Source organism: Thermobispora bispora DSM 43833, from assembly GCF_000092645.1.
GTDB classification, from domain to species: domain Bacteria; phylum Actinomycetota; class Actinomycetes; order Streptosporangiales; family Streptosporangiaceae; genus Thermobispora; species Thermobispora bispora.
In genome coordinates this window covers 173,443-197,890 of record NC_014165.1, presented here as the reverse complement: position 1 = coordinate 197,890, position 24,448 = coordinate 173,443, and the positions used below count along the sequence as shown (strand labels likewise).

The window sequence follows — 24,448 nt, the reverse complement described above, 5'->3', positions numbered from 1 at the left end:
CGGCCGCGTGGGTCAGACACGGAGGAAGGCCTCACCCAGGCCGTGCATGAGCGTTCAGACGCCCGTCCCGAACGGCGACGGGCTCGGCCACGGTCTGGGGCATTCGCCACGGTCCGGGGAAGGCCCGGGCGGGGCGCACGTCACCGGGGGAAGGACCGCGCCGCCGCGAGGAAGGCGTCGTTCGCCTCCGGGTCGCCGATCGAGACCCGGACCCCTTCCCCGGCGAACGGCCGCACCGCCACGCCGTACCCGGCGCAGTGCTCGGCGAACGCCGTGGTCCGCTCGCCGAGGCGCAGCCAGACGAAGTTCGCCTCGGTCGGCGGGACCGTCCACCCGTCGGCGATCAGCGCCTCGCGGACCCGGGACCGCTCCTTGATCACGCTCTCCACCCGGGCCATGAGCTCGTCCTCGGCCTGGAGCGAGGCGACCGCGGCCGCCTGAGCGAGGTGGTTGATCGAGAACGGCGGGGGCGTCTTGCGCACCGCGGCCGCCACCGGCTCCTGCCCGATCAGGTAGCCGACCCGCAGCCCGGCGAGGCCGTACGCCTTGGAGAAGGTGCGCAGCACCGCCACGTTCGGCCGCTCCCGGTAGTAGACGAGCGCGTCGGGCACGTCCGCGTCCCGGACGTACTCCCGGTACGCCTCGTCGAACACCACGAGCACGTCCTCGGGGACCCGGTCGAGGAAGCGCTCGATCTCGGCCTTGCGGCACACCGTCCCGGTCGGGTTGTTCGGGTTGCACACGAAGATCAGGCGGGTGCGGGGCGTGACCGCGTCGGCCATCGCCTCGAGATCATGGGTCTCGTCCCGCAGCGGGACGGTGACCGAGGTGGCCCCGGCGAGGTCGGCGAGCAGCGGGTACGCCTCGAAGGAGCGCCAGGCGTAGAGCACCTCCACCCCGGGCTCGGCGACGGCCTCGAGGATCTGCGCCGCCACGGCCACCGACCCGGCGCCGAGCGCCACGTGACCGGGCGGCACGTCGAGCCGCTCGGCGATCGCCTCGGTGAGCCGGGTCGCGCCCGGGTCGGGGTAGCGGTTGATCTCGGTGGCCGCCTTGGCGATCGCCTCGACCACCGACGGCAGGGGCCCGTACGGGCTCTCGTTCGAGGACAGCTTGTACGACTTGCCCTCCGGGGACACCACGGTCTTCCCGGGCTTGTAGGTGGGCATGGTCTCGAGGATGGAGCGGAAACGCGGCATGCCCCCACCTTAGGAGACGGGTGTGCGCCCGCGGGACCCCTGCCACCGGGTGCGGCGCGGCCCGCGGCCGGCCGGCGCTCGCCGGACGAGGTGGGCGGCCGCGGGGCGCCGGCGGGCCGGAGCGCGGGGGCCGGCCCCGGTGGTCCCGGCGTGGCGATCACGACCGCCACGGCACGCCGGTCACGACGACCGCAGCATCGGAGGGTGGAGCAGGACGGCGGGGCCCCGCCGGTAGAGCATCGCCGGCCGGCCGCCGTCCCGGGTCGTGGTGCGGCCGGTTGACACGAGGAACCCCTTCGCCTTGGTGACCTTCCGGTGGAAGTTGCGGGGGTCGAGCCGGCGGCCCCACACGATCTCGTAGACCCGGCGGAGCTCGGCCACGGTGAACTCGGGCGGGCAGAAGGCGGCGCCGAGCGAGGTGTACTCCAGCTTGGCGCGGGCCCGCTCCACCCCGTCGAGCATGATCCGGCGATGGTCGAACGCCATGTCGGTGAGCTCGGACACCGGCTGCCAGCTCATGTGCGCCTCGGTGGAGGCCGGCAGGTCGGGGGCGAGGCCGAGGTAGGCCACGCTCAGCACCCGCCGCCGGGGATCCCGGGCGGGGTACCCGTACGTCTGAAGCTGCTCGAGGTGGACCGGCGCGTCCTTGAGCCCGGCGCGCTCGGCGAGCACGCGGGCCGCCGCGGCCGGCAGGTCCTCGTCGAGTTTGATGAACCCGCCCGACAGGGCCCACTTCCCCTCGTAGGGGGGTCGATCACGCCGCCAGACCAACGCGCTGAGCTGCTGGTTCCGGACGGTGAGCACGACCAGATCCACGCTTACCGCGATACGCGGGATCATGTTAAAGCACGCTACCGCACCGCCGGGGGTGGTCAGGCGGCGTTGTGGTAGTACACCGACTCGGCGGCCTTGCGCCCGTCGGGCGCGGTGACGGTCACGCGCACCCACACGTCCCCGGGCACGCTGCCCCAGTCCACCGGGATCCAGACCCGCTCCACCCCGGCCGGCAGGCCCTCGATCGGGGTGGGGTCGTGCCAGCCCACCGCGGTGGAGTCCACCACCCGCGGGGTGGAGATGCCGGCCCAGGTGAGGGTGACCTTGGCGCCCTGGAGGTGGAAGCCGCGGATCTCCAGGCCGTCCTGGATGTCCCGCCGCACCCGCCGCGCCTCCACGGCGATCGGCCGGTTCCAGTCCTGGGCGATCTCCTCGGAGAGCGAGGGCGAGCCGCAGGTGAAGAAGTCGCTCCACATGTAGGAGATCAGCTTCGACACGTACGGCGTGGCAAGGGCCACCTGGGTGTCGAGCCGGGCCTTGTCGGTGCGGCCGCGGGTCTGGGCGGCGCACTTGGTCGCGGGCGTGGCGGCCGGCTCGAACGCCTCCACGTTCGCCCACAGCTCGACGTCGACCCCCTCGGCGGCGAGCTCCTCGCGGGCCCGGGCCATCGCCCGGTAGTAGTCGCGGGTGGAGCCGTAGTACGCCTGGGCGTAGGTGCTCTTGCCGACCACCGGCTCGAGCCGCTCGTCCACCGGCTTGTTCTTCAGGTTCGGCCAGTACAGGCCGACCTTGCCGGTGCCGCGGCCGTCCTGCGGGGCGATGATCTCCACCCCGGTCCGGGCCACGGCCTTGAACCCCTCCGCCACCTGGGCGGGGGTGGCGGTGAAGTCCCGCTCGCGGCGGGAGTCGATGTACGGGCTCACCAGGATGGGCTTGCCGGGGAGCTCCTGTTCGACGATGCGGTGCTGCTCCTCGTAGACCTGGAGCGTCTGCACCTTCGACGGGTCGGGCCACTCGCGGAGCTGCAGCTCGAACGGCTGGTAGACGCCGCCGAGCGAGGCCCGGTCCTTGAACCGGTCGCCGTAGTCCTGGAGGATCCGCCGGGTCAGGGTGGTGAGCGTGCCGATGTGCCGCGGGTTGGCGGTGGTCGAGGCGACCGGGTCGCGGGGGGCGGACGGCAGCGCCGGGAAGACCTGGATGCCGAACCGGTCGCCGAGGTCGAGCAGCTCGGTGAGGCTGTCCTTGGTCTCACCCCGGATGAGGATCAGGTGGTAGGCCCGCCCCTTGGAGGAGAAGTCGCACGACGGGTCGTCCGAGCCGTCCTCGGGCGCGATCAGCCGGTAGTAGACCGCGCCGCCCACCTCGATCTGGCGCTCCATGGTGGGGCACCGGAAGATCCCGGACCCGAAGCGCTCATCGGTGCGGTAGACGTACGTCCAGCTGATCCGGTTATCGGGGTGGGCCGCCTTCAGATCCCGCTCGGCCGCCTTGACGCAGGGGAGCCCGTCCTCCACGCAGGCGAGGTACCGCTTGTCGGGCTTGGGCTTCTTGTCTCCGCTGAAGTCCGGGGCCTCGAGCACCTGGCCCTGGTCGTTCACCGGCCGGGGCGCGAGCCCGAAGCCGAGCCGGATCACGGTGTCGCCGCCGAGGCGGTGGATGGCCTCGAGCTGCCGGCGCCAGGTGCACGGGTCGGAGGTGGGCACCAGCCAGTACCCGCTGACCGGGTAGGGGGTGCGCTGCACGGTCTCGAACGTGCCGCAGGGATCGGTGAAGCTGCTCTCCGTGGGAGAGGGCTTCGCGGTCGCCTGCGGCGGGGCGGACCGCGCCGCCGTGGCGCCGGGATCCGGTGACCCCTCGCGCAGGACGATCACGGTCGCGGCCACCCCGGCCAGGATCACCAGCCCGAGGAAGATCGTGAGCCACCGCACGGCTAGGACACCACCGCCCCTCGCACGTCGAACGGTCACACGCCGGTTCACTCCCGCCCGGCCGCCCAGGCCTCGAGCTGGGCGACGAACCGGCGCGCCGAGTTCGGCCAGTGGTGGTAGGCCCGGGCGGCGGCGTACCCGCGGCCACCGGTGTGCACCCGCTCCTCCTGGTTGTCCCGGTAGTGCAGGATCGCCTGCACCACGGCGGCCGGGTCCCGCCAGGGCACGACCGTGCCGCACCGGTAGCGCTCCACCAGCTCGACGGCCCGGGGAGAGGGCGTGGTGATCACGGGGATCCCGTGGGCCATGTACTCAACGATCTTGGTGGGCATGGAGTGGCGGTAGTTCGGCTCGTCGTGGAGGAGGGAGAGCCCGGCGAGGGCCCCGTCGAGCCGCTTGAGCGCCTCGTCGTTCGGCATGAAGTCCCGCCACTCGAGCAGGCCCTCGTTGACCGCGGCGGTGAGCAGCGGCCGGCTCTGCGGGTCCGCGTACCCGATGAGCTCGACGGAGACCCGGTGGGGCCGCAGGAGGCGGGCCACCTCGACCGCCTCGTGGACGCCCCGGGCCTCGGAGAGCCAGCCGAGGTAGACGACCCGGTCGTCGCCCGGCGGGACGACGTGGTCCGGCACCCAGGTCTCGTTCGGCACCACCAGGTGCTGCCGCTTGAACCGCTGGGCGTAGGCGGACTCGGCGAGGAGCAGGTGGAGGTGCCGCTCGGCCGTGCCCTCGAGCAGCCGGGCGAGGAACCGCACCGGCGGGCGGAGGAACGCGGGCAGCCACGGCTTGAGGGAGAGGGTGGCCGGGGTGTCCTCGTGCACGTCCCAGACCACCGGTGGCCGGTTGCGCACCCCGACCACGGCGAGGAGCAGCTCCACATCGTGGATGAGGACCAGGTCCACCTTGCCGCGCATGCGCTTGAAGAGCCTGCGCGCCGCCCAGATCGCGGCGATGCGGCGGCGCTCCGCGGCGCGCGGCAGGTCCACCCCGGTGACCCATGGCCGGGGCGTGACGCCCCGGGCGGTGAACGGCGCTGCGTACGTGACCTCATGACCGGCGTCGACGAGCGCGCGGATCTGCCGGTGCAGGATCCGGGCGTCCTCGGGGTGGTGGACCACCGTCATGACGAGCACGTGCACGCGCGGACCCCTCCTACAACCGCTCGACGCGGTCGCTCTCGGTCAGCACCCCGCGCGTGTCGAGCACGAGCCGCGCCTTGCGCTCCACAGTATCCAGGTCGAACGCGGAATGCTGCTGGAGCAACACTGCGACGTCGGCCTCCTCGACCGCTTCCTCGAGGCTCTCCCGGCGCGGGATCACCCTGCCCTTGACCGACCACTCCTTCACGAACGGGTCGCAGTAGGACAGGTCGGCCCCCAGCTCGAGGAGCGCCTCGGCCACCGGCACCGCCGGCGTCTCCCGCGTGTCCGAGATGTCCGGCTTGTAGGTGACCCCGAGCAGCACCACGTGGGACCCGTTCACGGGCTTGCGCGCCCGGTTCAGCAGGCGCTGCACCCGGGTCACCACGTAGGACGGCATCCGCTCGTTGATCTCCTGCGCCAGCTCGACGAAGCGGAACGGGTAGCCGAGCTTGCGCACCGTGTACGACAGGTACGACGGGTCGACCGGGATGCAGTGACCGCCGACACCCGGCCCCGGGAGGAACTTCTGGAAGCCGAACGGCTTGGTCGCGGCGGCCTCGATCGCCTCCCATAGGTTCACGCCCAGCTCGTCGCAGAAGATCGCCATCTCGTTGACGAGCGCGATGTTGACGTGCCGGTAGGTGTTCTCGAGCAGCTTGGCCATCTCGGCCTCGCGGGTCCCGCTGACCGGGACCACCCGCTCGATGAACCGGGAGTAGAAGGCGCATGCCCGCTCCCGGCAGGCCTCGGTGTAACCGCCGACGACCTTGGGGGTGTTCCGCACGCCGTACTTGGGGTTGCCGGGGTCGATCCGCTCCGGCGAGAAGGCGAGATGGAAGTCCACGCCGGCGCGCAGCCCCGACTCCTCCAGGATCGGGCGCACGACCTCGTCCGTGGTGCCCGGCCACGTGGTGGACTCCAGCACGACGAGCGTCCCGGGCCGCAGCTGACCGGCCACGGTCCGGCTCGCGTTCACCACCGCCGACAGGTCCGGGCGGCGGTCCTCGTCGAGCGGCGTGGGCACGCAGATCACGATCGTGCTCGACCCGGCCAGCACCGAGGGATCCACCGTGGGCGTGAAGCCCGCGGACAGCATGGCGTCGAGGTCTCCGTCGGTCAGGTCGTCGATGTACGACCGACCGGCCTTGAGCTCCTCGATCTTGTGCGGATCGACGTCCAGACCAGCCACCCGTAGACCGGCCGCCGTGGCCTCCTTGGCCAGCGGCATGCCCACGTATCCCAGTCCGATGATCGTGAGGTCGAAGCCGGTCACGTTGTGACCTGGGGAGCGACGTGGGGGTGGGAACAACGCTTCATGGTGGCAAAGGTTATCTCAACTCAGCACCAATGGTGCTTGATGCCACGGACTCTTCGTTTAGTGGCTTATCTCCCGTCCGTAACTGTTCGGTAGATGTTCTGGTAAGTCTTCGCCAGGCTGCTCCACGTGCGCTTCGCCGCGACCTCGGCCTTCCCGGCCTCGCCCATCTCGCGGCGGCGCGCCGGGTCGTCGCGGAGCTCGGCGATCGCCCGCGCGAGCGCCGAGGCGTCGCCCGGCGGGACGAGCACGCCCGCCTCGCCCGAGCCCACCAGCTCGGCGAGCGCGGGGAGGTCGCTGAGCACCACCGGCTTGCCGAGCGCCATCGCCTCCACCGGCTTCAGCGGGGTGACCAGCCGGCAGACCCGCAGGTCCTCGCGCGGGCAGACGAAGATGTCGAGCGCCGCCTGCGCCTGGAGCGCCTCGTCGGGCGCGACCCGCCCGGGGAGGATCGCGAGGTCCTTCAGGCCGAGCCGCTCGACCTGCTCGAGCAGCGCGGGCCGCTCGGCGCCGTCGCCGACGAGGAGCACCCGCACCGGGGTTCCGGCCTCCCGGAGCAGCGCCGCCGCGTCGAGCAGGGTGGCGAAGCCCTCGTAGGCGACGATGCTCGACACCGAGCCGACCACGATCTCGTCGTCGCCGATGCCGTACCGCCGGCGGAGCGCGGCGCCGTCGAACTCGGCGGTGAGCAGGGAGTCGTCCACCGCGTTGGGCGCGAGGTAGATGCGCTCCCGGGGCACGCCCCGCTCGACGATCTCCGCCGCCATGGTCTCGGCGAGCGTGACCACGGCGTCGGCCTCCCGCATGATCTGCGCCTCGCGCTCGCGCTGCATGCGGTGGCGCTCGCTGCCGACCCGTCGCGGGTCGCGGGAGACCCAGGTCTCCTCGAGGAACCCGCGCACCTCGTAGACGAACGGGGTGTTCGTCCGCTCCCGCACGGCGAGCGCCACGGAGCCGTTGCGGTGGTCGGTCGCCGCGTGGAGCACCTGGGGCCGGAGGGTCTTCACCAGCTCGGTCACCTCGGCGGCCCCGAGGATCATCCGGCCGCGGCTCTCGGACGGCACCTCACCCTTCGGCAGCAGCCGGTGGTACGGGATGCCGTCGATATCCTCGTACGGCGCGGCGTCGGTGTGGCCCTGGAGCATCGGCCAGCCCCAGCTCGTCACCACGTGGGGGTCGAGCCCGGCCGCCCGCTGCGCGGTGACGATGCGGTGGGTGCGGACCGTGTACCCCGCCTGCGTGTACGGCAGCGCGTTCGTGACCAGGTGGAGCACCCGCCCGGGAACCCGGTCGGCCACGGTCACCTTGGGCTGCGGCGGGATGGGGTTCGGCCCGAGGGCGGCCATCTCACCCTCGTAGTAGGCGATCCGGCGGCGGATGAACGGCCACCGCTGGTGCGGCCGCAGCACCTTGATCGCCTCTGACATCCGGCCCTGGTCGAAGAGGTCCTTCGCCTTCTCCAGGGGGCCGTCGGCCATCCTGCGGACGACCTTGCGCGTGGTGACCTTCACGTACCGGGCCACCGGCCAGGCCACGCGCCCCACCAGCGGGCGCAGCGGCGCGGGCATGGCCTCCGCCGCCGCCTGGGCCACCCGCATCGGGTCGGATCTCACCTTGCTCACGAAGATCCGGGAGACCACGACCGGGTTCTTCACGAAGCCACGGAGGAACCTGCCCAGGTCGGCGCGTGCCTTCTTGGCGTCGATCTTCGATGTGGACGTGCTGCGCGAACCGGTCGGCATGGGATCGCCTGAGGACGTGGACACCGCCGGAGCGGGGTTGTTGGCCTCGGATTCCACGGCGTGACCGTACCATAGGCAGCGTTTGCCCCAGGTCCGGAGGAAAGGCGAGGTAAATGAGGGACAACCCCCTCGTCCTGCACGTGCTGGGCGCACGGCCCAACTTCGTCAAGGCGGCCCCCGTGGTCCACGCGCTGGCCGAGCTGGGGGTGCGGCAGGCCATCGTGCACACGGGCCAGCACTACGACGCGCTCATGTCGGACGTGTTCTTCGCCGACCTCAACCTTCCCGAGCCGATCGCGAACCTGGGGGTCGGGTCCGGCACCCACGCGCGCCAGACGGCCGCGCTCCTGGTGGGGCTGGAGGACGTGCTGCAGGAGCACGCCCCCGCGCTCGTGGTCGTCTACGGCGACGTCAACTCCACGCTCGCCGCGGCCCTCGTCTGCGCCAAACTCCACATCCCGTTCGCGCACGTGGAGGCGGGGCTGCGCTCGTTCGACCGCGAGATGCCGGAGGAGGTCAACCGCGTCGTCACCGACGCCCTCGCGGATCTGCTCTTCTGCACCTCGCCCGATGCGCTCTCCCACCTGGCGAACGAGGGGGTGGACCCGGCCAAGGTCCACTTCGTCGGCAACCCCATGATCGACAGCCTCTTCGCCGCGCTGCCCAAGCTCGACCCGGAGCCGATCAAGCGGCGGCTCGGCGTGGACGGCCGCTACGCCGTCGCCACCCTGCACCGGCCGGCCAACGTGGACGACCCCGAGGCCGCCCGTGAGCTGGTGTCGGCGGTCCTCGGCGTGGCCGAGCACGTCCGGGTGATCGTGCCGCTCCACCCGCGGGGCCGTACGCGGCTCGCCGAGGCCGGGCTGGTGGACCGGGAGAACCTCAAGATCATCGAGCCGCTCGGGTACGTGGACTTCCTCTCCCTGGTGCGCGGGGCCGCGCTCGTGGTGACCGACTCCGGCGGGGTGCAGGAGGAGACCACCATGCTCGGCATCCCGTGCCTCACCGTCCGGCCGAACACGGAGCGGCCGATCACCGTGACCCACGGGACCAACCGGCTCGTCACCCCGGCCTCGCTCCCGGCCGCCGCGGCCAAGGCCCTCGCCGACGGCGCGGCCACCCCGGCCGGGGAGCTCCCGCCGCTGTGGGACGGCAAGGCCGGCCCGCGGATCGCCCGGGTGATCGCCGCCTGGCTGCGCGGCGACAACCTCTCGCCGGCCGGCCGCGGCACGGTGGGCTGAACCGACCCCGGCGGCACGGTCGGCTGATCCCGCCCGGCGGCGTCGCAGTGGGGCCGACCCCGGCCGCCGCGTGCCGGGCGGTGCGCCGTCACGGGCGAACATGTCGGCCGGGTCATCCCCCGGCCGAGCGTGCCGGGCGGTGCTCACCGCGATCCCGGCCACGGCGAGAACCCTGGCCACACCTGGCCTGGCGGATGATGGGCTCCCGGACTCTCATCGCCATCCCGGACGCGCCGGTTCCCCCACCGGGTCCGGGTGCACGGTCATCGCCGGGTCATCGCCACGGCTCCGGACGCCGGACGGCTTCCCGGCGGCCACCAGGGCGGACGATTCGCCGGATACCCTCGCGAGCCATGCCTCTTGGCCCGATACCTACGCGAGTCGGGCGTGGCACACCGTACGATGGCGTTCCGCGAGGGGGGAGATATGGCTGAGACGGATGAGACTCGCCTTCCGGACGAAACACCCGACGCGCCGCGATTCACCCGGCTCGGGCCGGTGAACTGGCTGCCCGAGGAACGCAAGATCGTCGAGCGCTACGAGGAGCGCATCCGGGACCTGGAGAAGCGGCTCGCCATCGCCGAGGCCCGCGCCGAGTACGCCACCTGGAAGCTCAAGGCGACGCAGGCCCAGCGCCCATACCGGGTCGCCCAGGCGCTCACCGGCGCCACCAAACCGGGCAAGTTCGTCCGGCTGCCCCGCGATCTCAGCAAGGCGATCAAGGTACGCAAGGCCCCCAAGCCGCCGCTGCCGGTGACCGAGGCGGCCAAGCTCGCCGAGGCGAAGGGCCCCGAGGTCACCATCCCCACCCTCCAGTGGCCGGACGGCCCGGTGGTCCGGCCCGACCTGCGGGTCGCCGTGATCCTCGACGACTTCTCCCGCCTCGCCTTCCGCTACGAGTGGGACCAGATCGAGTTCGGCCTCCACGACTGGCGGGAGATCTTCGCCGAGAAGCGGCCCGACTTACTGTTCTGCGAGTCGGCCTGGCACGGCAACCAGGGCCGCTGGCGCTATCAGATGACCGGGACCAACGCTCCCAAGAAGGAGCTGCGCGAGCTGGTCGCCTGGTTCAAGGAGCAGGGCATCCCCACGGTCTTCTGGAACAAGGAGGACCCGCCCAACTTCGACCACTTCATCGAGACGGCCAAGCTCTTCGACTACGTCTACACCTGCGACGGCGACATGATCCCGAAGTACCGGGAGATCCTGGGGCACGACCGGGTCGGCGTGCTCCAGTTCGCCGCCCAGCCGCGCATCCACAACCCGATCCAGACCCGCCTGGGCCGGCCGTACGACATCGTCTTCGCCGGCATGTACTTCCGGGACAAGCACCCGGAGCGGCGCGAGCAGATGGAGACCGTGCTCGCCCCGCTGCGCGAGCTCGGCCTGCACATCTTCGCCCGCAACGCCACCGTCGCCGACAAGTACGCCTGGCCGGAGGAGTACCGCCCGCACATCGTCGGCGAGCTGCCGTACGAGCAGATGCTCGCCGCGTACAAGATGTACAAGATCTTCCTCAACGTGAACTCGGTGATCGACTCACCGACGATGTGCGCCCGGCGGGTCTTCGAGCTCTCCGCCTGCTCCACCACCGTGCTCTCCGGCTGGTCCCGGGCGATCGAGGAGACCTTCGGCGATCTCATCCCGGTGGCGCACACCCAGGAGGAGGCCTACAACCTCGCGCTCTACTTCCTCAACAGCCCGGAGCTGCGCGCCCGGCAGGGCCACCTCGCCATGCGCGAGGTGCTCAGCAAGCACACCTTCTCCCACCGGGTGGACCAGATCCTCCGCGACCTCGGCTGGCCGGTCCGCCCCCGGTCGCGGTCCGTCTCGGTCGTCCTCCCCACCAACCGGCCCGGCCAGATCGAGCACGCGATCAGCCAGGTGGCCCGGCAGCGCCACCGCAACCTGGAGCTGGTGCTCGTCCTGCACAACATGAGCGAGGACCCGTCGGTCGTCCGGGACAAGGCCCTCGCCGCCGGCATCCCCGAGGTGAAGGTGCTCACCGCCGACCCGGACTGGACGCTCGGCGAGGTGCTCAACCACGGCATCGCCCACGCCGAGGGCGAGCTGATCGCCAAGATGGACGACGACAACATCTACGGCGAGCACTACCTGTCCGACCTGATCCGGGCGTTCGACTACACCGACGCCGAGATGGTCGGCAAGGGCGCGCACTACACCTACTTCCCCGACCAGGACATCACCGTGCTCCGGCTGCCCGGCCTGGAGCACCGGTACGCCCACCTCATCCAGGGCGCCACGATCCTGGCCAAGGCCGACCTGCTGCGGGCGATGCCGTTCGAGCCGGTCAACGCCGGCGAGGACACCCGGCTCGTCCGGCGGTGCAAGGAAGAGGGCATCCGGATCTACTCCGCCGACCGGTTCAACTTCATCTACATCCGGGGCGCCGACGCCAAGGCGCACACCTGGCAGGCCGCCGACCACAAGCTCACCCGGAACGCCCAGTTCTGCTTCGCCGGCAACCCCGAGCGCCACGTGCTCATCTGAGCGCCCGCCGGTCGCCCGGGCCCGGCGCCGATCCGGCCGGGGCCGTACGGCACGGGCACGCCTCCGGCCGCTCCGTAAACGGTGGCGTGCCCGGGCCGCCGGGCCCACGGCCGGCGAGCCGGCCACGATCCGTCCTACGGCCGCGTCCCCGGAGCCGTCCCTTGGCCGCGTCCCGGGGCCCGTCCTACGGAGCCTTGTCCCGGGTGAGTTGGCGCGGCGCAACGGATGTCAGTCCGCCTTCGACGCGGGGCGTGGTCCTGAACGATGGGCCGGCGGGCGGACGTGCGGGCGTGTCCTCCACGGCATCCGCTGGACGCGATCCCGGCCCGCACGCGTGCCCGCCGGCCGGCGGGCACGCCCGGCGTGGCGGCGGGCATGCGCCGGACCCGGGCGTGCGCCCACGGCCCGGATGCGACCCCCGGCATCGGCGCACGGAGACTCCGACCGGCCGCTCCCCACGGCGCGGTGGACCCCGGGCATCAGCGCACAGGACCCCCAGACGGCCGGCTCCCCACGACACGGGTACGAGGCCCGGCACCAGCGCACCGGGATCCCGGCCGGCCCGCTCCGCACCGCACGAGGCGACCCCGGCATCGGCGCACCGGGATCCCGGCCGGCCGCTCCCCACGGCGCGGTGGACCCCGGCATCAGCGCATGGGAACCCCGGGCGGCCCGCTCCCACGGCACGGCGAGCGGGTCCACCGCATTGCACCGTGAGCGACGCTCCCGCCACGGGCCCGTCACATTGAATTTCATTCATGTTTCATCCGTGCCGCCTCTGATATCTCTCACGTGCTCCGCAGCCGGAATTCCGCCGCCCACATATCACCGAATTCCGGCGATGAAGGATTACCGTCCCGATGCCTTCCTGTCATGCTGACGGTAAGGATTTCCCTGCAATTCGATGCCCGGGCTCATTCCCGGGGAATATCGCCGGCGCGCGGTGGGCGGAGCGGAAATGGGAACGACCGTGTTCGCGGCGGTATACGTCCGAAACCAGGGAGCGCGGAGGCACCCGGGCGGGCCGGCCGTCGACCGGATGAGCACGCACGACGCCGCCCATACGGTCCGGCGACGGATGAGCCACTTAGTCCGTCTTGCGAAATTTCTCGTGCCCGTGATCATCGCGGTCGAGGCGGTTCTCGTCCTCTCCGGGGTGACCTCGATCGGCGACGCGACCATGGTCGTGATCGCCACGGAAGTGCTCCTTTTCTGGCTGATCGTGATCGAGATCGTGGAGATCCGGCGGGCCTACCGCCGGTTCGCCCGGGAGGAACCCGATCGCTTCACCGCCGCGATGCGGGCCGTGGAATCGGTTCTGCCCGAACCCGTGGGCCGGCTCATCGCGCACGAGCTCATGCTCCAGCGCGCCCTCGTGCTCCTCGTGCTCCGCAAGCGGGGCGTGCCGCCGGGTGGACAGGGCATCCCCCACCACCGGCCGGTCATGGGGTTCCTGGGCGCCGTCCTCGGGCTGACCGCCGTGGAGATGCTCGGGGTCGAGCTCGCGGTGCCCTGGCCGACGGTGCGCTGGATCCTGCTCGCCGTCTCCCTCATCGGCTGCTGGTGGCTCGCCGGGTTCGCGGCGGGGCTGGTCGTCCAGCCGGTGACCGTCGGCCCGGACACGCTGCGCATCCGGTACTCCTGCTTCGCCGACCTCTCCGTGCCGCTGGCCGCGATCGACCGGGTCGTGCCGCTGCCGAGGTCGCGCGGCCGGCGCCGCACCGCCATGGCCCACGGCGACGAGCCGGTCGTGGAGGTCGGAAAGCAGCAACACGGTGCTCCACCTGGGGAGCCCGTGCCGATACGCCTCCGGGGCGGTGCGCCCCGTGAGGTCCGCCGCGTCCACCTGTGGGTGGACGATCCCCAGGCGCTCGCCGCCGCCGTGGCGGAGTACCGGTGAGGTACGCGGTCAGCGGGGCGGAGGCTCGCCGCCGGTGGGCGGGGAAACGCCCCGATACGCCCCGGTGCGCCGGGATCCGCCGGACCCGGGGCGGGATCCGGTCACCGCAGCCCCGTGGCGGCGCAGCTCGCCTCCCAGAGCGCCTCGGCGAGCTCCGGGTCCTTCATCCTCCGGGGCACCCAGGCCGGCCCGTTCCCCATGAAGAACCTGCCGGGGTGGTTGATGCCGTCGTCGTGGGTGACCAGGTGGACCAGCCGGGCGGCGGCCGTCGCGGGCGGCTTCGCCAGGCCGGGGATCATCAGCATCAGCTTCATCGTGAGGGTGTCGCCGGCGAACGGGGTCCGCACCACGCCGGGGTGGAAGCAGGTCGCGTTGAGCCCGCGCTCGGCGAGGGAGACCGTGAACAGGGCGTTCGCCTGCTTGGAGTCGAAGTACTGCAGCCAGCTGTTCCACCAGCGGCGCTCGCGCGACAGGTCGGAGGGGTCGATGGTCCCGGAGTACGCCGCGATCGACGAGGTGCTGATCACCCGGGCCGAGGCGAACTTGAGCCGGTCGAAGAGGAGGTTGGTGAGCAGGAAGGGGGCGAGGTGGTTGACCTGCATGATCAGCTCATGGCCGTCCGCGGTGATGCGGCGCTGGCTGGTCATGACCCCGGCGTTGTTGATCAGGACATGGATGTCGTCATACCGCCGGAGGAGCTGATCGGCGAGGTAACGGACCTGGTCGAGCGAGGCGAAGTCGGCGGTTATGGTGTCCGGGCGGGTTTCGGTTACCGAAGCGATACGGTCGGCCACCCCCGCTAGCTTCTCCGGAGTTCGCCCGACCAGAACGAGCCGGTATCCGCGCTTGGCCAGCTCTAACGCCGCCGCCGCACCGATTCCCGAACCGGCCCCGGTGATCACTGCAATCATGTGACATCCTCCTCTGTCCTCTGCGCGAGAACAGTACAGAGTGCTAGCCTTCTGTCGATCTTCGGAGGTATGTCCTAATTAATTGCGGCACGAGCCTCCAAACTTTGCAGGAGTGGCCATGAGTTCCCGAAACCGGTCGATACGGTTCAAGATCTTCTTGCTGCTACTCCTACCGCTGCTCGTGCTGAGTGCTATGTGGGGGTTTGTCCTAAAGGTCACCATTGGTGATGTGGTGTCCTTATTTAGGGCGAACGCCCTCTATGAGGCCATCGGGGTGACCTCCGCCGATCTCGGGCTGGAGCTGCAGGCCGAACGCGCCATCACCGTGCGCCTGCTCAGCTCGGGACAGACCGGGTCGAACGAGCTCGCCGCCCAGCAGACCAAGACCACCGCGGCGATGGAGAAGTTCACCTCGGCGGCGCGTGACCCCTCGACCCGGGACGCGATGAGCGGCGAGCTGCTGACCTCCGTGGACAGCCTGCTCGCCCAGCTCGACCGCCTCCCCTCGATCCGGGAGTCGGTCACGCTCGGCCGATTCGACCGGTTGCAGACCCTGGACGCCTACAACGGCCTGCTCGACCAGCTCTTCGCGCTCTACGAGAGGCTCGTCGCCCTCCCGGACCTCGACATCTACCGCCAGGCCGCCGCGATGCAGGGCATGGGGAACGCGTACGAGATGATCGCGCGCGAGGACACCCTGATCCGCGGCGCGCTGGTGAGCGGCGTGCTCACCGACGCCGAGCGCAGCAGGCTCAGCGACTGGGTCGCCACCCGCCGGTTCCTGGTCGAGAAGAACCGGCCCATCCTCGCCGGCGCCATGCGGGAGCCGTACGAGGAGGTGCTGAGCTCCTCGGTCTTCACCCGGTTCACCGAGCTGGAGACCCAGATCCTCACCCGGGTGCGCGCGGGCGGCGAGCTGCCCGACGCCGCGCAGAACTGGGCGGGGACCGTGGACAGCCTGCTGTCCCGGCTCGACCAGGCCCGGACGCGCGCCTCGGAGGCGCTCACCAAGGAGGCCACGTCGGTGGCCACCGGGATCGTCACCCGGCTCGCCATCGCGGGCGGCCTCGGCCTGGTCGCCATCGTCGCGACGATCCTCTTCTCCGCCCGGTTCGGCCGCCGGCTCACCGGCGAGCTCACCGACCTGCGCAACGCCGCCCTCGACCTCGCGGAGGTACGGCTCCCGCGGCTGGTGGAGCGGCTCCGGCGCGGCGAGGAGATCGACGCGTGCGCCGAGGCTCCGCCGATCAAGGTCAACGGCCCCGCGGAGATCGAGGACCTCGCCCACGCCTTCAGCACGGTCCAGCGGACGGCGGTCGAGTCGGCCGTCGGCGAGGCGCACCTGCGCCGCGGCATCAACCAGGTCTTCCTCAACATCGCCCGGCGCAAGCAGAGCCTGCTGCAGCGCCAGCTCAAGCTGCTGGACGCCATGCAGCGGCGCACCGAGGACCCTCAGCTCCTGGAAGATCTGTTCCAGCTCGACCACCTGACCACGCGCATGCGGCGCCACGAGGAGAACCTGATCGTTCTCTCCGGGGCGCCGCCCGGCCGGACCTGGCGCAAGCCGGTCCCGTTCATCGACGTGGTCCGCGGAGCGCTCGCCGAGGTGGAGGACTACCGCCGCATCACGCTCGGGCCGATCCCCGAGGCGGCTCTTCGCGGCGAGTCCGTTGCCGACCTCGTCCACCTCCTCGCGGAGCTGCTCGAGAACGCGACGGTCTACTCGCCGCCGTCGACCAGGGTCGACGTGCGGGGCGAGATCGTCGCCAACGGCCTGGTGGTGGAGATCGAGGACCGCGGCCTCGGCCTGAGCGCGGAGGAGTACGCGGAGATCAACCGGCGGCTCGCCGACCCGCCGGAGTTCGACCCGGCCGGCAGCGACCGGCTCGGGCTGTTCGTCGTCGGCCGGCTCGCCGCCCGCCACGGGGTGCAGGTGGTCCTCCGCGGCTCGCCGTACGGCGGGACGTCCGCGATCGTGCTCATCCCGCGCACCCTCGTGGCCCACGAGGACGCGACCGGCACCGTCCCGGACGATGCGGGGCGCGGCCGGGCGCACGGCCGCCCCGAGCGGATCGAGAACCGGCTGGGGCAGGAGGAGCCCCCGGCACAGGAGGACCGGGCGGCCCGGCCGGAACCGGCCGAGCAGGGCGCGTCGCTCTTCGCGCCGCCGGCGCGGCCGCAGACGCCCGCCCCGGACCAGCCGCCCGCGCAGGCGGACGGCTCCGGCGGTGCCGCCGCCCTCGATGGCGCCGCCCGCCCCGGTGGCCCGTCCCCGCTGCCGCGCCGCGTGCGGACCACGCCCGCCGCTCCGGACCGCGGCACCCCGCCGCCGGCCCAGCCCGCCTCGGCCACGCCGCCGGACCAGCGGATCCCGGCCCCGGCGCAGGCCGCGCCGGAGGGCGAGACCGGTGCACCGCAGGCCGGGCGGCCCGGCGCCGCACCCGAGCCCGCGGGCGAACCCGCGGGAACCGCCCCGGCGCCCGCCCGGGCCGAGGGCGGCTCCGGGGAGACCGCGGGGCAGGACTCCCCCGCGCCACAGCGCGGCGTCCTGCGCAGCGGCGTGGAGCGGGCGCGCGTGTCCATCACGAACGGCACGTACAACGGCCTGCCGCGGCGGGTCCGCCAGGCGAGCCTCGCCCCGCAGCTCCGGAACCGGCCGCTGTCGGCGCCCACCCCCGCCGGGGGCATCGCCGAACGGCCGCCGGAGCAGGTGCGGGCGTTGTTCTCCGCCATCCAACGGGGGGCGCAGCGTGGCCGTGCGGAGTCCCAAGACCCGAGCGGCAGCGCGTCAGCCGACCACGTTCCAGACACGTACCGCGAAAAGGGTGACGAATGACCGGCAAAGCGACGACGACCGGCGAACTGAACTGGCTGCTCGACGACCTGATCAGCAGGGTCGCCGCGGTCCGTCAGGCGGTGATCCTCTCCAACGACGGGCTCGTCGTCGGGGCCTCGCAAGGGCTGAGCCGTGAGGACGCCGAGCACCTGTCCGCGGTCGCCGCCGGTTTCCAGAGCCTCGCCCGCGGTGCCGGCCGGCACTTCGGCGGGGGGGAGGTACGGCAGACCATCGTCGAGATGGAGAACGCCTTCCTGTTCGTGACCGCGGCCGGCCAGGGCACCTGCCTTGCCGTACTGGCCGAGGCCGACGCCGACGTGGGCCACATCGCCTACGAGATGGCGATGCTGGTCAAGCGGGTCGGCCAGCACATGTCGACGAACCCCCGGCAGGTAACGCCATGAGACGGGACGTCACATGACGGATCCGTGGTGGATCGACGAGGAAGCGGGACCCCTGGTCCGGCCGTACGCGCTGACCGGGGGCCGTACCCGCTCCTCCGGTGACCACCTCGATCTCATCGCCATGGTGACCACCACCGGCGAGCCGCCGGGGGACGCGAACATCGGTCCTGAGCAGCGGCGGATCCTCGAGATCGCGCGCCATGGCGCCTCCGTGGCCGACATCGCGGCGGACGTGGATCTGCCCGTGGGCGTGGTCCGCGTCCTGCTCGGAGACCTCCGGGACCTGGGCCTGATCCGGGTACGGCCCCCGGCGCACGTGGCGCCGCTGCCAAGCACCAGCCTGCTGAAGGAAGTGATCAATGGCCTTCGCGCCCTCTGACGAGCCGGTCGCTCTCAAGATCCTCGTCGCCGGCGGCTTCGGCGTCGGCAAGACGACCCTGGTCGGCTCGATCAGCGAGATACGTCCGTTACGCACCGAAGAGGTGCTGACCGACCGTGGGGTCGGCGTGGACGACCTCTACGGTGTGGAGGGGAAGACGACCACCACGGTGGCGATGGACTTCGGTCGCATCACCATCCGTGAGGGTCTCGTGGTGTACCTGTTCGGCACGCCCGGGCAGGAGCGCTTCTGGTTCATGTGGGACGAGCTCGCCTACGGCGCCCTCGGCGCCGTGGTGCTCGCCGACACCCGCCGGCTGACCGACTGCTTCCCCTCCATCGACTACTTCGAGCAGCGCGGCACGCCCTTCATCGTGGCGGTCAACTGCTTCGACGGCGCCGAGCGGCACGACCCCGAGGACGTCCGGATCGCGCTCGACCTCGACCCCGACGTGCCGGTGCTCCTCTGCGACGTGCGGCGCCGCGCCTCGGTCAAGGTCGTGCTCATCACCCTCGTCGAGCACGCGCTCAAGATGCTCACCGCGGCGCAGCGCTGATCCGGGGCCGGGCCACCGCACCACCCCCGGCGGGCCGCCGTCCCCGGCGCGGCACCGGTCCCCAGGTGAGCCGCAGCAGCCGTACGGCGAGCACCCCGAGGATCGCCGTGTCGACGGCGAGCAGCGCACCCTCGACCACGCCGATCATCACGCCCTGGCCGGGGAGCATCACGTAGGTGAGCGCGGTGAGGCCCAGTCCAGCGGGGAGCGTGAGCCACTCGACCGGGCGGGCCGCCACACGCCAGCGCTCGTCCCGCTCGAACCGGCCGACGAGCTGCAGGGCGGCGACCGGGACGCTTACGAACGCGGCGATCATCACCCCGTGATGGAGGTGCGCCTCCCAGGGCGCCTCCGCCCCACCGGTGGCCGCCCGGACCGGGAGCACGGCGGCCGTGATCAGCGCGACGCCCCACCCGGCCAGCCACGCCGCCGGCCGGCCCCGTACCGGCGCCCCGGCGGCGCGCAGCCCGGCGACCAGGACGAGCGAGGCCGCGCCGAGCACCGCCAGCGCCGGCCGGAGCACGCCGCCGCCCCGCGCCACGTGATCGCTGATCGTCATGGAGACCGGGTCGGCCGGTGCCCCGGTTCCCACCAGACCGGCGAGCAGCGCGATCATCGCGGTGCCGAGGCCGGCGCACGCGATCACGGGAGAGAGCGGTCGGATCATGTTCCGAGCCTCCCGTGCCCGGACCGCCCCGTACATCCGGGAATCCGCGTATTCATCCCGGATTCCGGATCAGGGGAGGATCAGGGTGGGCGGACCCGCCGGCCGGCGCGGCCCGCGGTCGCTCCCGCGGCGGGCGGGCCGCCACGGACCCGCGGGGCGGCGGCCGGGAGAGCCGCCCACCGCTGGACCCGTCCCCGCCTCCGGTCAGGCCCCCGCCACGGCGCCGCCGGCCACCAGGGCGGTGGCCTCCCGGTAGCGTTCGCGCAGGCCCGGGGTGGGGTCGGCCTCGTAGCGAGCCATCTCGCCGAGCCGCCACTCCGGCGGCTCCGGCTTCCCGGAGAGCACCCAGGCCGCCTGGCGGGCCGCGCCGTTCGCGACGTACTCCGCCGGCTCCGGGACGAGCACCGGCCGGCCGAACACCGCGGGCGCGATGCGCCGGACCGCCTCGGAGCGCGCGCCGCCGCCGATCAGCAGGATCCGCCGGGGCTCGATCTTGAGCGCGTCGAGCGCGTCGGCCAGGCCGCAGAGCATGCCCTCCACGGCCGCCCGGGCGAGGTGCGCCGGGGTGGACGTGGCGAGCCGCAGCCCGTGCAGGGACCCGGTCGCGTCCGGCAGGTTCGGGGTGCGCTCCCCCTCCAGGTACGGCACGAGCACCAGCCCGCCGGCGCCCGGCGGCGCCTGCAGGGCGAGCTCGCTGAACCGGTCGTGGGAGACACCGAGGATCCGGGCCGCCGCCTCGAGCACCCGGGCCGCGTTCAGCGTGCACACGAGCGGCAGGAACCGCCCGGTGGCGTCGGCGAACCCGGCGACCGTGCCGGACGGGTCGCGGGACGGGGTGTCCGAGACCGCGAACGCCGTGCCCGAGGTGCCGATGGAGATCACCACGTCCCCTGGGCCCATGCCCACGCCGAGCGCGGCCGCCATGTTGTCGCCGGTGCCCGGGGCGAGCACCGCGTCGCCCGCCGTGCCCGCCCGCTCGGTGGGGCCGAGCACCCGGGGCACCTCGGGGGTGGCGCCCATCGCGAGCTCGAGCAGGTCCATCCGGTAGGACCCGGTGATCGGGGACCAGTACCCGGTGCCCGAGGCGTCCCCCCGGTCCGTCGTGATCACCTCCGGCCGGCCGGCGAGCCGCCAGGTGAGCCAGTCGTGCGGGAGGCAGACCGAGCGGGTGCGCCGCGCGTTCTCCGGCTCATGCTCGGCGAGCCAGCGGAGCTTGGTCACCGTGAACGAGGCCACGGGGACGCTGCCCACGGCCTCCGCCCACCGCTCCGGGCCGCCGAGCTCGGCGACCAGGTCGGAGGCGGCCTTGGCCGACCGGACGTCGTTCCACAGCAGGGCCGGCCGTACCACCTCGCCGTTCTCGTCGAGGCAGACCATGCCGTGCTGCTGGGCGGCGACGCCGATGGCGGCGACGTCGTCCAGCCCGCCCGCCTCCTCGATGGCGGCCTGGAGGGCGGTCCACCAGTGGTCCGGGTGGACCTCGGTGCCGTCCGGGTGCGGGGCCCGCCCCTCCCGGACCAGGGCACCGGTCTCCGCGTCGCGGATCACGACCTTGCAGCTCTGGGTCGAGGAGTCGACCCCGGCGACGAGCGTCACGTTCGCCCTCCTTAGCCGCGGACGCCGAGGAGATGCTCCATGGCGAGCTGGTTGAGCCGGGTGTAGTGGTAGCCGCGCTCCGCGGCGGCGTCCGGGTCGAACTCCTCGTTGAGGAGGTCGTCGATGGTCTCCCCCTCGGCGAGCGTCGGCTGGGAGAGGTCGGGGACCCGGGCGGCGGCGAGCGCCTCCTGAACCTCCGGGTCGGCGCGGAACGCCTTCGACTTCTCCTTGAGGATGAGGTACATCCGCATGTTCGCGGCGGCGGACTCCCAGACGTCCTCCTTGTCCTCGGTCCGCATCGGCTTGTAGTCGAAGTGGCGCGGGCCGTCGTAGCCGCCGTGCTCGAGCAGGTCGACGAGGAAGAACGCGCTGATCAGGTCGCCGTGGCCGAAGATGAGGTCCTGGTCGTACCGCGGGCCGTGCTGGCCGTTGAGGTCGATGTGGAAGAGCTTGCCGTGCCAGAGCGCCTGGGCGATGCCGTGGACGAAGTTCAGCCCGGCCATCTGCTCGTGGCCGACCTCCGGGTTGAGGCCGACGCGCTCGGGGTGCTCGAGCTCGTTGATGAAGGCGAGCGCGTGGCCGATGGTCGGCAGCAGGATGTCGCCGCGCGGCTCGTTCGGCTTCGGCTCGATGGCGAACCGGATGTCGTAGCCCTTGTCGATGACGTACTGGCAGAGGATGTCGAGGGCCTCCTTGTACCGGTCGAGCGCGGCCCGGACGTCCTTGGCGGCGTCCGACTCGGCGCCCTCCCGGCCGCCCCAGCAGACGTAGGTCTTGGCGCCCAGCTCGGCGGCGAGGTCGAGGTTGCGCATGACCTTCCGCAGGGCGTAGCGCCGGACGTCCCGGTCGTTGCTGGTGAACGCGCCGTCTTTGAAGATCGGGTGGGTGAAGAGGTTGGTGGTCGCCATCGGGACCTTGAGGCCGGTCTCGCTCAGCGCCTTCTTGAAGCGCTCGATGGCCTTGGTCCGGTCCGGCTCGACCGCGAGCAGGTCGTCGTCGTGGAAGGTCACGCCGTACGCGCCGAGCTCGGCGAGGCGGTGCACGGTCTCGACAGGGTCGAGCGGGGCCCGGGTGGCGTCGCCGAACGGGTCGCGCGCCTGCCAGCCGACGGTCCACAGCCCGAACGAGAAGCGGTCCTCCGGGGTGGGGGTGTACATGACGCTTGCCTCCGATTTAGTCCACGTTGTGGACTAAATATCGGCCGCCGAGCACGGCGGGTCAAGAGGCGGGTGGGAGAATCACCCCGCCCACGGCGGAGAGGTGTGATGAAACGGGCAATACGGCACGACGCAATGCGCGCCCGGAACCTGGCGCTCGTGCTCGGCGAGCTCAGCGCCCGGGGATCGCTCACCCGAGCGGCGCTCGCGGAGATCACCGGGCTCACCAAGACGACCGTCTCCAAGCTCGTCTCCGACCTCATCGAGGCCGGGCTGGTGACCGAGGCCGGCCCGGTGCGGGACGGGGAGCGCGGCAGGCCGGGGGTCGAGGTCCAGGTGAGCGGCGACCGCGTCGCCGCGCTCGGCCTGGAGGTGAACGTCGACTACCTCGCCCTCCGCGTGGTCGACCTCGCCCACACGGTACGGCTGCGCCGTACACAGGCTGTGGACAACCGGGGCGCCGACCCTGTGGAAGTCATCGGATCTCTGCGGACAATGGCGCTCTCGGCTGTGGATGAGGCTGTGGACATGGGGCTGCGGGTGGTGGGCGGCGGCCTGGCCGTGCCCGGACCCGTGGACGCCACCGGGACGGTGTACAACGCGCCGAACCTCGGATGGCGGGAGGTCCCGGTCGCCGGCCTGCTCGACCTGCCGTTCCCGGTGCGGGTGGAGAACGAGGCGAACCTCGCCGCGCTCGGCGAGCTGTGGTTCGGCACCGGCCTGCCCGACTTCGTGTACGTCTCCGGGGAGATCGGCATCGGCGCCGGGGTGGTCGTCCAGGGCCGCCTGTTCCGGGGGACGCACGGCTTCGCCGGGGAGCTCGGTCACGTGGTGGTCCGCCCCGAGGGCCCGCCCTGCCGGTGCGGCGGCCGCGGCTGCCTGGAGCGGTACGCCGGACAGGAGGCCCTGCTGGCGGCGGCCGGCATCACGGGACCGGGCGACGCGCACCGTCCGGGCTCCGCGCACGGCCCGAGCACCGCGCAGGGCTCGAGCATCGGACGAGGCTCGAACACCGCGCACGGTTCGGGCAGCGCGCAAGGATCGAACACCGCGCATGGCCCGGGTATCGGGCAAGGCTCGAGCACCGCACAAGGCCCGGGTACCGCGGAGGGTCCGGGTACCACGGAGGGCCCGGGCTCCGCGCACGGCCCGGATACCGCGCAGGGCCTGGACGTCACCGCCGAGGCGCCCGCCGCGGGCGTCCGCGACCTGCTCGCCCGGCTCGAGGCCGGGGATGAGGCCGCGCTCGCCGCGTGCGAGCAGGCCGGGGCGGCGCTCGGCGTCGCGCTCTGCTCGGCCGTGAACCTGCTCGACCCCGACGCGATCGTCCTCGGCGGGATCTACGCGCCGCTCTTCCCATGGCTCGCCGAGCCGGTGACCGAGGCGCTCACCACCCGGCTCGGCCGGATGCGTCCGACCGTGCCCCCGGTGGTGGTCTCCCGCCTCGGCACCGAGGCGGCCGCCCTGGGCGCGGCCGGCCAGGTGATCGAGCAGGTCATCGCCGACCCGGCCGCCCTGCTGTCCGGCTGAACCCGGCCGGTGCGGCCGTCCGACATCCGGCTGAGCCGACCGGCACGGCTCTTTGGCATCCAACCGAGCCTGCCGGTGTGACCGTGGCCCGCCCACGGCCGGCCGGTTCCCGTCTGACTGAACCGGCCGGTGCGGCCGACTGAGATCCCGCCGGGCTTTCGGCATGCCCGCGGCCGGCCACCCGGACCACCACGGCCGCGGGGCACCCGGCGGGCACGCCCGCCGGGCCGCCCGGGGCATGCCCACCGGCGCGGACCGGGCACGCCCGGCCTGCGGAGACGTACCTCCGCGAGCACTGCGGGATCGCGCCCGCCAGACGGTGACGGAGGCACGCCCGCGGCCGGCGACCCCGGCGGAGCCGCCGTAAGGCCCGTCAGAGCCCCGACGGGTCGCGCCCCAGACTGATCTCCTCGGCGATGCGGCGGATCTCATCCGCCTGCAACCGCGGGGTCGGCGGCAGGCTGCCGGTGAGCGCCGAGACGACCTGATCGAACGGCGCACCGGCATGACGGACAGCCACCTCGTGAACGGCCCGGAACAAGGCCTGGTTGGCCTCGTACTGGCGGGTGGCGTCGTCCCCGATCATTCATCCCCCCTTGGGCCCTCGGTCGCCGGTTCACCGCCCACCCTATGGCCACCCACCGACGTTTTCCGGTCGCAAAG

Annotated in this window: 19 protein-coding genes; 8 read left to right on the top strand and 11 right to left on the bottom strand. The window is 72.5% G+C overall.

What is annotated here, in order from left to right:
- Nucleotides 1–140 precede the first annotated feature (140 nt).
- From hisC to TBIS_RS00820, 6 genes are all read right to left on the bottom strand, one after another.
- The gene (gene hisC / locus TBIS_RS00845) at nucleotides 141–1,199 is read right to left on the bottom strand and encodes a histidinol-phosphate transaminase (RefSeq protein WP_013130431.1); all 1,059 of its coding nucleotides are present in this window, start codon (nucleotides 1,197–1,199) and stop codon (nucleotides 141–143) included.
- A gap of 180 nt (nucleotides 1,200–1,379) precedes the next feature.
- Complete coding sequence (locus TBIS_RS00840) at nucleotides 1,380–2,039, bottom strand: NUDIX hydrolase (protein ID WP_013130430.1); 660 nt, start codon at nucleotides 2,037–2,039, stop codon at nucleotides 1,380–1,382.
- Nucleotides 2,040–2,071: 32 nt separating this feature from the next.
- Complete coding sequence (locus TBIS_RS00835) at nucleotides 2,072–3,901, bottom strand: DUF4434 domain-containing protein (RefSeq protein WP_013130429.1); 1,830 nt, start codon at nucleotides 3,899–3,901, stop codon at nucleotides 2,072–2,074.
- Nucleotides 3,902–3,948: 47 nt separating this feature from the next.
- Complete coding sequence (locus TBIS_RS00830; protein ID WP_013130428.1) at nucleotides 3,949–5,037, bottom strand: glycosyltransferase; 1,089 nt, start codon at nucleotides 5,035–5,037, stop codon at nucleotides 3,949–3,951.
- A gap of 13 nt (nucleotides 5,038–5,050) precedes the next feature.
- Entirely contained in the window at nucleotides 5,051–6,313 is a 1,263-nt protein-coding gene (locus TBIS_RS00825) for a nucleotide sugar dehydrogenase (protein WP_013130427.1), read from the bottom strand.
- A gap of 110 nt (nucleotides 6,314–6,423) precedes the next feature.
- On the bottom strand, nucleotides 6,424–8,154 hold the full coding sequence (locus TBIS_RS00820) for a glycosyltransferase family 4 protein (RefSeq protein WP_242384291.1): 1,731 nt from the start codon (nucleotides 8,152–8,154) through the stop codon (nucleotides 6,424–6,426).
- Nucleotides 8,155–8,210: 56 nt separating this feature from the next.
- Here TBIS_RS00820 and wecB point away from each other — a divergent pair, with 56 nt between their 5' ends.
- The 3 genes from wecB (at nucleotide 8,211) to TBIS_RS00805 (ending at nucleotide 13,749) form a co-directional block, all read left to right on the top strand.
- The gene (gene wecB / locus TBIS_RS00815) at nucleotides 8,211–9,338 is read left to right on the top strand and encodes a non-hydrolyzing UDP-N-acetylglucosamine 2-epimerase (protein ID WP_013130425.1); all 1,128 of its coding nucleotides are present in this window, start codon (nucleotides 8,211–8,213) and stop codon (nucleotides 9,336–9,338) included.
- 426 nt (nucleotides 9,339–9,764) lie between these two features.
- Complete coding sequence (locus TBIS_RS00810) at nucleotides 9,765–11,849, top strand: glycosyltransferase family protein (RefSeq protein ID WP_013130424.1); 2,085 nt, start codon at nucleotides 9,765–9,767, stop codon at nucleotides 11,847–11,849.
- A 1,078-nt stretch (nucleotides 11,850–12,927) separates the two neighbouring features.
- On the top strand, nucleotides 12,928–13,749 hold the full coding sequence (locus TBIS_RS00805; protein WP_158306164.1) for a hypothetical protein: 822 nt from the start codon (nucleotides 12,928–12,930) through the stop codon (nucleotides 13,747–13,749).
- Nucleotides 13,750–13,850: 101 nt separating this feature from the next.
- Here the strand turns inward: TBIS_RS00805 and TBIS_RS00800 are convergent, their stop codons facing one another.
- Nucleotides 13,851–14,660 (bottom strand): SDR family NAD(P)-dependent oxidoreductase, encoded by an 810-nt coding sequence (locus TBIS_RS00800; protein WP_013130422.1) that lies wholly within the window; start codon nucleotides 14,658–14,660, stop codon nucleotides 13,851–13,853.
- A gap of 232 nt (nucleotides 14,661–14,892) precedes the next feature.
- Between TBIS_RS00800 and TBIS_RS00795 the strand changes: the two genes are divergently transcribed.
- From TBIS_RS00795 to TBIS_RS00780, 4 genes are read left to right on the top strand one after another with little or no spacing between them, the layout of a single operon-like run.
- Nucleotides 14,893–17,496, top strand: a complete 2,604-nt coding sequence (locus TBIS_RS00795) for a sensor histidine kinase (protein WP_158306163.1) — start codon at nucleotides 14,893–14,895, stop codon at nucleotides 17,494–17,496.
- Nucleotides 17,493–17,900, top strand: coding sequence for a roadblock/LC7 domain-containing protein (locus TBIS_RS00790; protein WP_013130420.1), 408 nt, complete (start codon nucleotides 17,493–17,495; stop codon nucleotides 17,898–17,900). The genes TBIS_RS00795 and TBIS_RS00790 overlap by 4 nt, the downstream gene beginning before the upstream one ends.
- A gap of 13 nt (nucleotides 17,901–17,913) precedes the next feature.
- Nucleotides 17,914–18,279, top strand: a complete 366-nt coding sequence (locus TBIS_RS00785; protein WP_013130419.1) for a DUF742 domain-containing protein — start codon at nucleotides 17,914–17,916, stop codon at nucleotides 18,277–18,279.
- Nucleotides 18,260–18,835: a GTP-binding protein gene (locus tag TBIS_RS00780; RefSeq protein ID WP_013130418.1), complete on the top strand. Its 576-nt coding sequence runs from the start codon at nucleotides 18,260–18,262 to the stop codon at nucleotides 18,833–18,835. Before TBIS_RS00785 ends, TBIS_RS00780 begins: the two co-directional genes overlap by 20 nt.
- On the opposite strand, the gene TBIS_RS00775 is transcribed toward TBIS_RS00780, so the two are convergent.
- The 3 genes from TBIS_RS00775 to xylA all read right to left on the bottom strand — a co-directional run bounded on the left by TBIS_RS00775 (nucleotide 18,816) and on the right by xylA (nucleotide 22,255).
- Entirely contained in the window at nucleotides 18,816–19,502 is a 687-nt protein-coding gene (locus tag TBIS_RS00775; protein ID WP_013130417.1) for a DUF998 domain-containing protein, read from the bottom strand. The genes TBIS_RS00780 and TBIS_RS00775 overlap by 20 nt on opposite strands.
- A 204-nt stretch (nucleotides 19,503–19,706) precedes the next feature.
- Nucleotides 19,707–21,098 (bottom strand): xylulokinase, encoded by a 1,392-nt coding sequence (xylB, locus tag TBIS_RS00770; protein WP_013130416.1) that lies wholly within the window; start codon nucleotides 21,096–21,098, stop codon nucleotides 19,707–19,709.
- Between the two features lie 11 nt (nucleotides 21,099–21,109).
- Nucleotides 21,110–22,255, bottom strand: a complete 1,146-nt coding sequence (xylA, locus tag TBIS_RS00765; RefSeq protein WP_013130415.1) for a xylose isomerase — start codon at nucleotides 22,253–22,255, stop codon at nucleotides 21,110–21,112.
- A gap of 108 nt (nucleotides 22,256–22,363) precedes the next feature.
- Between xylA and TBIS_RS19655 the strand changes: the two genes are divergently transcribed.
- Nucleotides 22,364–23,785 (top strand): ROK family transcriptional regulator, encoded by a 1,422-nt coding sequence (locus tag TBIS_RS19655; protein WP_013130414.1) that lies wholly within the window; start codon nucleotides 22,364–22,366, stop codon nucleotides 23,783–23,785.
- Nucleotides 23,786–24,158: 373 nt separating this feature from the next.
- Here the strand turns inward: TBIS_RS19655 and TBIS_RS00755 are convergent, their stop codons facing one another.
- On the bottom strand, nucleotides 24,159–24,371 hold the full coding sequence (locus TBIS_RS00755; RefSeq protein WP_013130413.1) for a hypothetical protein: 213 nt from the start codon (nucleotides 24,369–24,371) through the stop codon (nucleotides 24,159–24,161).
- Between the last annotated feature and the right edge of the window lie 77 nt (nucleotides 24,372–24,448).